At 64.0% G+C, this 8,762-nt stretch carries 6 protein-coding genes; 2 read left to right on the forward strand and 4 right to left on the reverse strand.

What is annotated here, in order from left to right; genetic code table 11:
* Positions 1 to 100: 100 nt before the first annotated feature.
* The 3 genes from parC to pgi all read right to left on the reverse strand — a co-directional run bounded on the left by parC (position 101) and on the right by pgi (position 6,086).
* Complete coding sequence (gene parC / locus B7L72_RS10780; protein ID WP_081194238.1) at positions 101 to 2,353, reverse strand: DNA topoisomerase IV subunit A; 2,253 nt, start codon at positions 2,351 to 2,353, stop codon at positions 101 to 103.
* 6 nt (positions 2,354 to 2,359) lie between these two features.
* Positions 2,360 to 4,255 carry a DNA topoisomerase IV subunit B gene (gene parE, locus B7L72_RS10785; protein WP_016913415.1) on the reverse strand — a complete coding sequence of 632 codons (1,896 nt, stop codon included), beginning with the start codon at positions 4,253 to 4,255 and terminating at the stop codon, positions 2,360 to 2,362.
* Between the two features lie 121 nt (positions 4,256 to 4,376).
* On the reverse strand, positions 4,377 to 6,086 hold the full coding sequence (gene pgi / locus B7L72_RS10790) for a glucose-6-phosphate isomerase (protein WP_081136933.1): 1,710 nt from the start codon (positions 6,084 to 6,086) through the stop codon (positions 4,377 to 4,379).
* A 114-nt stretch (positions 6,087 to 6,200) separates the two neighbouring features.
* Between pgi and cmoA the strand changes: the two genes are divergently transcribed.
* On the forward strand, positions 6,201 to 6,944 hold the full coding sequence (cmoA, locus tag B7L72_RS10795; RefSeq protein ID WP_039177622.1) for a carboxy-S-adenosyl-L-methionine synthase CmoA: 744 nt from the start codon (positions 6,201 to 6,203) through the stop codon (positions 6,942 to 6,944).
* A gap of 1 nt (position 6,945) precedes the next feature.
* Entirely contained in the window at positions 6,946 to 7,956 is a 1,011-nt protein-coding gene (gene cmoB / locus B7L72_RS10800) for a tRNA 5-methoxyuridine(34)/uridine 5-oxyacetic acid(34) synthase CmoB (protein WP_081194240.1), read from the forward strand.
* A gap of 7 nt (positions 7,957 to 7,963) precedes the next feature.
* Here the strand turns inward: cmoB and B7L72_RS10805 are convergent, their stop codons facing one another.
* Positions 7,964 to 8,638 (reverse strand): zinc metallopeptidase, encoded by a 675-nt coding sequence (locus B7L72_RS10805; RefSeq protein WP_016913411.1) that lies wholly within the window; start codon positions 8,636 to 8,638, stop codon positions 7,964 to 7,966.
* Positions 8,639 to 8,762: the final 124 nt, after the last annotated feature.

Here is an 8,762-nt window from a genome sequence, read left to right on the forward strand (position 1 = left end):
CCAGCAGTGCCGCCAGGGGCGGCTCCATGTCGGGTGTCCAGCGTGGTGCCAGTACACTCATCACCACATCGGCTACTGCTTCATCACCGCGTGCCATCGGTCACTCCCCTGCTTCTAGTCGTTCAACTTTTTGGAAACCGCGCGGCAACTTGCTGCCCCGACGCCCACGTTCACCCCGGTAATAAGCAAGGTCATCGGCCTTGAGCGTCAGTTTGCGCTTACCCGCATGAATGATCAGCTCCCCGCCTTCCGGCACAATGGCGATATCACGCAGGAACTCTTCGCGCCGCGCCGCCCGGGGGCCGGGGATATCGAGCATCTTGTTGCCCTTGCCCTTGGCCATCTCGGGCAACTGGTCCAGCGGGAAGAGCAGCAGCCGCCCTTCATTGGAAACCGACGCCACCCACAGCGATTCGCCGTCCGGCACCTCCACGGGCGCCATGACGCTGCAGCCCTTCGGCACGCTGAGTACCGCCTTGCCCGCCTTGTTCTTGCCGGTCAGCGCCTCCAGGGGCGCGACGAAGCCATAGCCACCATCGCTGGCCAGCAAAAAGCGGCGCGTGGGCGGCGCCAGCATCAAGCCCGCCATCTGGGCGCCCGCCGAGACATTGGCGCGGCCGGTGACCGGCTCGCCCTGCCCTCGGGCGCTGGGCAGGTTGTGCGCTGGCAGCGTGTAGGCACGGCCAGTATCGTCCAGCAGCACCAGCGGCTGATTGGTCTTGCCCCGGGCCGCCAGGCGGAAGCTGTCGCCCGCCTTGTACGATAGCCCTTCAGGGTCGATGTCATGGCCCTTGGCCGCACGGATCCAGCCCTTGTCGGACAGCACCACGGTAATCGGGTCGGCTCCCAGCAGCTCCACTTCCGAGAGCGCTTTCGCTTCGCTGCGCTCGACCAGCGGCGAACGGCGCGCATCGCCGTGCTCCTTGCCCGCCGCGCGAATCTCTTTTTCGATCAGCGTGGTGAGCTTGGCGTCGCTGCCCAGCAGGCCTTGCAGGGTCTTGCGCTCTTTCTCCAGCTCGTCCTGCTCACCGCGAATCTTCATCTCTTCCAGCTTGGCCAGGTGGCGCAGGCGTAGCTCCAGAATCGCCTCGGCCTGCCGCTCGGAGAGGCCAAAAGCGCTCATCAGGGCAGGTTTGGACTCGTCCTCCTCGCGGATGATACGAATCACTTCATCGATGTTCAGGTAAGCCGTCAGCAGGCCTTCCAGAATGTGCAGGCGATCTTCCACCTTGCCCAGCCGATGCTCCAGGCGACGGCGCACCGTGGCACGACGAAAGCGCAGCCACTCGCCCAGCATGTCATTCAGCGGCATGACCCGTGGCCGACCGTCCAGGCCAATCACGTTCATGTTCACCCGCACGTTCTTTTCGAGGTCCGTGGTGGCGAACAGGTGAGCCATCAGCGACTCCACGTCCACACGGCTGGAACGCGGTTCGATCACCAGTCGGGTGGGCTCTTCATGGGTCGACTCGTCGCGCAGGTCGGCCACCATGGGCAGCTTCTTCGCCTGCATCTGCGCGGCGATTTGCTCCAGCACCTTGGCACCGCTGACCTGGTAAGGCAGCGCGGTGATCACCACGTTGGCCTCTTCTCGCACGTAGCGAGCGCGCAGCTTCACAGAGCCACGGCCGCTTTCGTAGAGCTTTTGCAGGTCTGCTTTGGGGGTGATGATCTCGGCATCGGTGGGGAAATCCGGCGCGGGCACGAACGCCATCAGCTCGGCCGTGGTGGCCTTGGGGTTGCGCAGCAGATGGCAGGTGGCATCGACCACTTCCGATACGTTGTGCGGCGGAATGTCCGTGGCCATGCCAACGGCAATGCCGGTGCCGCCATTGAGCAGCACATGGGGCAGACGAGCCGGCAGTACCACCGGCTCCTGCATGGTGCCATCGAAATTGGGCGCCCACTCCACGGTGCCTTGGCCCAGTTCGCTGAGCAGCACGTCGGCGAATTTGGAGAGCTTGGCCTCGGTGTAGCGCATCGCCGCGAAGGATTTGGGGTCGTCCGGGCTACCCCAGTTGCCCTGGCCATCTACCAGCGGGTAGCGGTAGCTGAACGGCTGGGCCATCAGCACCATGGCTTCGTAGCAGGCGCTGTCGCCGTGGGGGTGGAACTTGCCCAGCACGTCGCCCACGGTACGCGCCGACTTCTTGTACTTGGCGTTGGCGTGCAGCGCCAGTTCACGCATGGCATAAATGATGCGCCGCTGGACGGGCTTCATACCGTCACCGATGTTGGGCAACGCGCGGTCGAGAATGACGTACATCGAGTAGTCGAGGTACGCTTTTTCGGTGTAGTCGCGCAGGGACAGACGCTCGACGTCGCCCTCCGCTACCTGAATATCCATGGTCATCGGAGGTTATACCTCAATGTCTGCGAGGTTGCCGTAATCTTCCAGCCACTTCTTGCGGTCGCTGGCACGTTTTTTCGCCAGCAGCATGTCCATCATCTCCAGCGTGCCGTCCCCCTCGCTCAGCGTGAGCTGCACCAGCCGGCGGGTCTCCACGGCCATGGTGGTTTCACGCAGCTGTAGCGGGCTCATTTCGCCCAGCCCCTTGAAGCGCTGCACGTTGGGGGTGCCGCGCTTGCTGGCCAATTGCTTGAGGATGGCGGCCTTTTCGCTCTCGTCCAGGGCGTAGTGCACTTCCTTGCCCAGATCGATCCGGTAGAGCGGCGGCATGGCCACGAACACATGGCCTGCATCCACCAGGGCGGGGAAGTGCCTCACGAACAGGGCACACAGCAGCGTGGCGATGTGCAGGCCATCCGAATCGGCATCGGCCAGGATGCAGATCTTGTGGTAGCGCAGCTTTTCCAGGTCGGCACTGCCGGGGTCGGCGCCAATGGCCACCGCAATGTCGTGGACTTCCTGGGAGCCGTAGATATCGTGGGTCTCGACCTCCCAGGTGTTCAGAATCTTGCCGCGCAGCGGCAGGATGGCCTGGGTTTCGCGGTTGCGCGCCTGCTTGGCGCTGCCCCCGGCCGAGTCCCCTTCCACCAGAAACAGCTCGCTCTGGGCCGGGTCCTGGCCCGAACAGTCGGCCAGCTTGCCCGGCAGCGCGGGGCCCGAGGTGACCTTCTTGCGCGCCACTTTCTTCGATTTCCGCTGACGCTGCTGGGCAGCGCTGATCACCAGCTCGGCCAACTGCTCGGCCTGCTCCACATGGTGGTTCAGCCACAGCGAGAACGCGTCTTTCACCACGCCGGACACGAATCCGGCAATGGTACGCGACGACAGCCGCTCCTTGGTCTGCCCGGCAAACTGAGGGTCGAGCATCTTGACCGACAGCACGAAGGACGCGCGCTCCCACAGGTCTTCGGCGGTGAGCTTGATGCCCCTGGGCAGCAGATTGCGGAATTCGCAGAACTCCCTCAGGGCATCCAGCAACCCCGCCCGGAAACCGTTCACATGGGTGCCGCCCTGGGGCGTGGGGATCAGGTTGACGTAGCTCTCCAGCAGCGCTTCGCCGCCTTCCGGCAGCCACTGAATCGCCCAGTCCACGCCATGCTCGTCATCATTGAAGTGGCCAACGAAAGGCTCCCTGGGGAGCACCTCGTAGCCATCGGTGGCTTCGGCCAGGTAGTCGCGCAGGCCATCGGCGTACGCCCACTCGGTTTTGGTGCCGTCCGGCTCCACCAGCGTGACCGCCAGCCCCGGGCACAGCACCGCCTTGGCCCGCAGCAGGTGCTTCAATCGTGAGAGCGCAAGTTTGGGGCTGTCGAAGTAGCTTTCGTCCGGCCAGAAGCGCACCAACGTTCCGGTGGCACGTTTGGCGGCCTTGCCGATCTCCTTGAGCTCTTCGACCTTTTCGCCGTGTTCGAAGGCAATGGCGTGGCGTGCGCCGTCCCGGGTGACCTCGACCTCCAGCCGCCGCGACAGCGCATTGACCACCGACACGCCCACGCCGTGCAAGCCGCCGGAAAAGCGATAGCTCGACGAGGAGAACTTGCCCCCCGCGTGGAGCTTGGTCAGAATCAGCTCGACCCCCGAGACACCGTGCTCGGGATGCAGGTCGATGGGCATGCCGCGCCCGTTATCCTGCACTTCGATGGCGCCATCGCCGTGCAGCACGACGCTGATGGCCGTGGCATGCCCAGCCAGCGCTTCATCGACACTGTTGTCGATGACCTCCTGCGCCAGGTGATTGGGCCGCGAGGTATCGGTATACATTCCAGGGCGCTTGCGCACCGGCTCAAGCCCGGAGAGAACCTCGATGGAACTCGCGCCGTACTGAGAAGCATCAAACTGGGTCATGTAACGTCAGTTCCTAAAAATACGTACTGTCGGCGGCGTGCGCCGCCGACAAAAGGGCACAGGATAGCGGAAAAGCAAAAAGCTGTATATCCAGCCATGAAAAACGGGCGCCACGCATCCCTTAGCCGCGCGGCGTCTGCTCCGCCGCCCAGAACGCTTCGATCAGCCCACGGCTGGAAGCGTCCAAACGCGCCAGCTCGCCTTCGCCTTCGATGATGGCCTGGGTGTCGGTGGCAATCTGCTTGCCCAGCTCGACACCCCACTGGTCGAAAGGATTGATGTCCCAGATCACCGCCTGCACGAACACCTTGTGCTCGTAGAGCGCAATCAGCGCCCCCAGGGTGGCGGGCGTGAGTTTGTCCAGCAGCACCGTGGTCGAGGGCTGATTACCGCGATAGCGTTTGTGTTCGGGGCGCGGGCCGTCCTCCTCCAGCGCATCGTCCCCCAGCATCAGCACCCGCGACTGGGCGAAGCAGTTGGCCAGCGCCAGCCGATGCTGGGCCTTCAGGTGGCGGCGAGTGTCCGGGTCTTCGATCTCGTCGTAGCGTTTGAGCGGGGCAATGAAGTCGCAGACCACCGGCTGGGTGCCCTGGTGCAGCAGCTGATAGAACGCATGCTGAGCATTGGGACCCAACTGCCCCCAAAGCACCGGGCAGGTAGAGTAACTCACCGCCTGGCCCTGGCGGGTCACGGATTTACCGTTGGACTCCATTTCCAGCTGTTCCAGATAGGCGGCAAAATATTCCAGACGCCCGTCATAGGGCAGAATCGAATGGGCACGAATATCCAGAAAGTTCACGTTCCAGATACCCGCCAGGCCCAGCAGCACGGGCAGGTTGTCGGCCATGGGCGCCGTCTTGAAGTGGGTATCCATGGCGTGCGCGCCCGACAGCAGCGCACGAAAGTTCTCCATGCCGATCACCAGGGCAATCGGCAGGCCGATGGTGCCCCAGAGCGAATAGCGCCCCCCCACCCACTCCCAGAACATCAGCTGGTGGTCCGGGGTGATGCCCCACTCGCTCATTTTTTCCGGGCTTGCCGAGACACCAATGAAGTGCTGACGCACGACCAGTTCGGCACTGATGGTGTGCGCCTGAGGGGCTTCGCCAGCTTCTGCATGCCGGGACAGCCGCCCCAGCAGCCAGTCACGGGCGGTGTTGGCGTTGGACAGCGTATCGATGGTGGTGAACGACTTCGAAGAGAGCACGAACAGCGTCGTTTCCGGGTTGAAACGCGTCAGGTAGTCGGCCAGCTGCGAGCCATCCATGGTCGAGGCAAAGTGCACCTCGACGGGGTGAATGTCGCTGGGGCGATAATCGGCCAGCGCGTGGGTCACCATCAGCGGGCCCAAATCCGAGCCGCCTACCCCCAGGTTCACCACGTGACGAATCGGCTTGCCGGTGGCACCGCGCCACTGGCCTGCGTGCAGGCGCTGCACCAGGCGCTCCATCTGCGCCAGGCTGTCGTGCACGGCCCCGACGATGTCTTCACCCTCCACCTCCAGCTGGGCATCGGCGGGCAAGCGCAAGGCGGTGTGCAGCGCCGGGCGGTTTTCGCTGACGTTGACCCGCTTGCCGCTCAACAGCGCTTCGATGGCCCCCGGCACGCCCGCCTCTTCCGCCAGGCCCAGCAAATGCTCCAGGGTGTCGTCATCCCAACGCTGTTTGGAGAGGTCCAGCGTCAGCCCCGCCACGTGACGGGTGAAGTGTGACCAGCGCTCGGGGTCGTCACCAAACAGGTTCTTCAGATGGATGTGACGAATCGCCTGGGCATGCTGGGTAAGCGTTTGCCAAGCGGGTAGCGTATCGGGAGTTGCCTTTGCTGAAGCCATGTGCCCTCTCCTGTGGCGTCGTTCCGTGAGGCAGGAATCTGTGATCGACGGGCCTGTTCTGGATTAACAAGGGCGCGTAAACTAGCGAGCCTCATTAACCAGCCTGGCTTGCCCATGAGTGATGCATCTTACCGCGACGCTATCTTTTCAACACCCCTGGATAAGGTGGCAAGGTTCTCTTTCGATGAACAGGTCGTCGCCTGCTTTCCCGACATGATCCGCCGCTCGGTGCCCGGCTATGGCCAGATCCTGGGCATGCTGAGCCTGATCGCCCAGCGCCATTTGCGCCACGGCGCCCATGTCTACGACCTGGGCTGCTCGCTGGGGGCCTCGGGCCTGGCGCTGGCCGGGGCCATGCCCGCCGACGCTTTCCGCTATACCGGCATCGACCTCTCGCCTGCCATGGTCGAGCGTGCTCGCCAGACCTTTCTCGACGAGAGCCCCGACCACGCCATGCAGGTGGAAGAAGCCGACATCCGCACCTACGCGTACGCGCCCTCGGGGATGATCATTCTCAACTTCACGCTGCAGTTTCTGCCTCCCGCCGACCGAGATGCCCTGCTCAAGCGGCTGTACGCTGCCCTGGAGCCCGGCGGCGTGCTGATTCTCTCGGAAAAGACCATCGACGCCGATGAGCGCGACAATGCCTGGCGAGTAGAGCGCTACCACGACTTCAAGCGCGCCAACGGCTACAGCGACATGGAAATCAGCCAGAAACGCACGGCGCTGGAGAACGTGCTGATTCCCGACACCCTGGATGCCTTGCACGAGCGGTTGTCGCAGGCGGGCTTTCCGCGCTCGATGACCTGGTTTCAGTACCTGAACTTCACCTCGCTGATCGCGTTCAAGGAGGGCTGACGTGGCGCTGCTTCCCGACGATCATCGCGTGTTGTATCAAGCGTTTCTGGATCAGGCCGCACAGGACGCCTCGCTGACGCCGTGGCTGGCCAAGCTGCCCGAGCAGCTGGCCAGCGGGCTAGACCGCCAGCGCCACGGCGACCTTTCCGCCTGGGAAAAGGCCGTGGCCAAGCTGCCCCCGCTGCCCGAAGAGCGCCACGTCGACCTCAACAGCGACACGCTGACGGTAGAGCTGGCACTAACCGAGAGCCAGCAGCGCCAGTGTTTCAACCTGCTGCGCAAGCTGGCCCCCTGGCGCAAGGGGCCGTTTTGTCTGGGCGGTATTCATATCGACACCGAGTGGCGCTCCGACTGGAAATGGCAGCGTGTCGCGCCGCACCTTGCCCCGCTCAAGTATCGCAAAGTGCTGGATGTCGGCGGCGGCAGCGGCTACCACGCCTGGCGCATGGCAGGCGCAGGCGCCGCCTTCGTGCTGGTGATCGACCCTTCCCCGCGCTTCTACTGGCAGTTTCAGGCCGTGCGCCACTTCGTGGGTGACGCCGATGAAGGCCGCACGCACTTCCTGCCCGTGGGTATCGAGGACGTACCGGAAAACCTGGGCTTTTTCGATACGGTGTTCTCCATGGGTGTGCTCTACCATCGCCCTTCCCCCCTGGAGCACCTGCAACAGCTCAAGGGCGCGCTGGCCCCCGGCGGCGAGCTGGTGCTGGAAACCCTGGTAGTGGAAGGCGACGAGCAGACCGTGTTCGTGCCCGGCGAGCGCTACGCCGCCATGCCCAACGTCTACTTCCTGCCCTCATCCCGCGCCCTGTGCCACTGGCTTGAGCGCTGCGGCTTCACCAACGTGCGCGTAGTGGATGAAGCCGTCACCACGCTGGATGAGCAGCGTTCCACCGAGTGGATGACCTATCAGTCACTGGCCGACTTTTTGGACCCCCACGACCGCACCCGCACCATAGAAGGCTACCCCGCCCCTCGCCGCGCAGTGATTCTGGCGAACAGGCCGGCGTAAGCCAGGCTCAGCGCCGCAAAATCACCAGCCAGCGCCCCAGGTTCATGACGCTGGCCAGGGAGGCGGCGACGTAGGTGAAGGCGCAAGCGGTCAGTACGTGGCGGGCACCGGGCATGTCGTAGGGGGGCACGTAGTCTTTCAGCAGCGGCAGGGCCCGGTTGAAGCTGGCATCGAACTCGACCGGTAGCGTGACCAGATGCACCAGTGCCGCAGTGCCAAAACTGATCACGGCCATGGCCACCACCGCTGCCAGGCCGCCGGGCAAGCGGGTCAGCAGGAACAGGAAAGGCGCTAGCATCATCAGCACCGCCCCCAGCTTTTCTGCTCTTTGTGCCAGCTGTACCAGGCGGCTGCGGGCCAGCAGCGGCGCATAGCCTTCATGGTGCTGCAGGGCATGGCCCACTTCGTGAGCCGCCACGGTGACGGCGGTGAGCGAGCGGCCGTCGTAGTGGTCTGGCGTCAAGCGCACACAGCGGGCTTCCGGGTCGTAGTGGTCGCCATGCTCGGTACGCTCTACCTTGACCCCTTCTACACCCAGGCGGCGCAACAGGTGCTCGGCCAGTTCGGCCCCGGTGCCCGGGTAGTCGTCGCGGCCACGGGTGTGACGCTTCAGCACCCATTTCGCCCAGACGTTGGGCAGTACGAAGATTGCCAGCATGATGGCAATGACCAGAATCCACATAACTCCACCGCTGCGTTCACAGGTAATTCAGAGAGGCTTCGACAAGCCGTGGGGGCACTGACGGCGGCAAAGCAAGCTGCTCGCGACAGGCAGTGCCTACGTAAAATGACCCGCAAGCGGGCCA

Source organism: Halomonas sp. BC1 (genome assembly GCF_002078135.1).
In the GTDB taxonomy this organism is placed as follows: domain Bacteria; phylum Pseudomonadota; class Gammaproteobacteria; order Pseudomonadales; family Halomonadaceae; genus Vreelandella; species Vreelandella stevensii.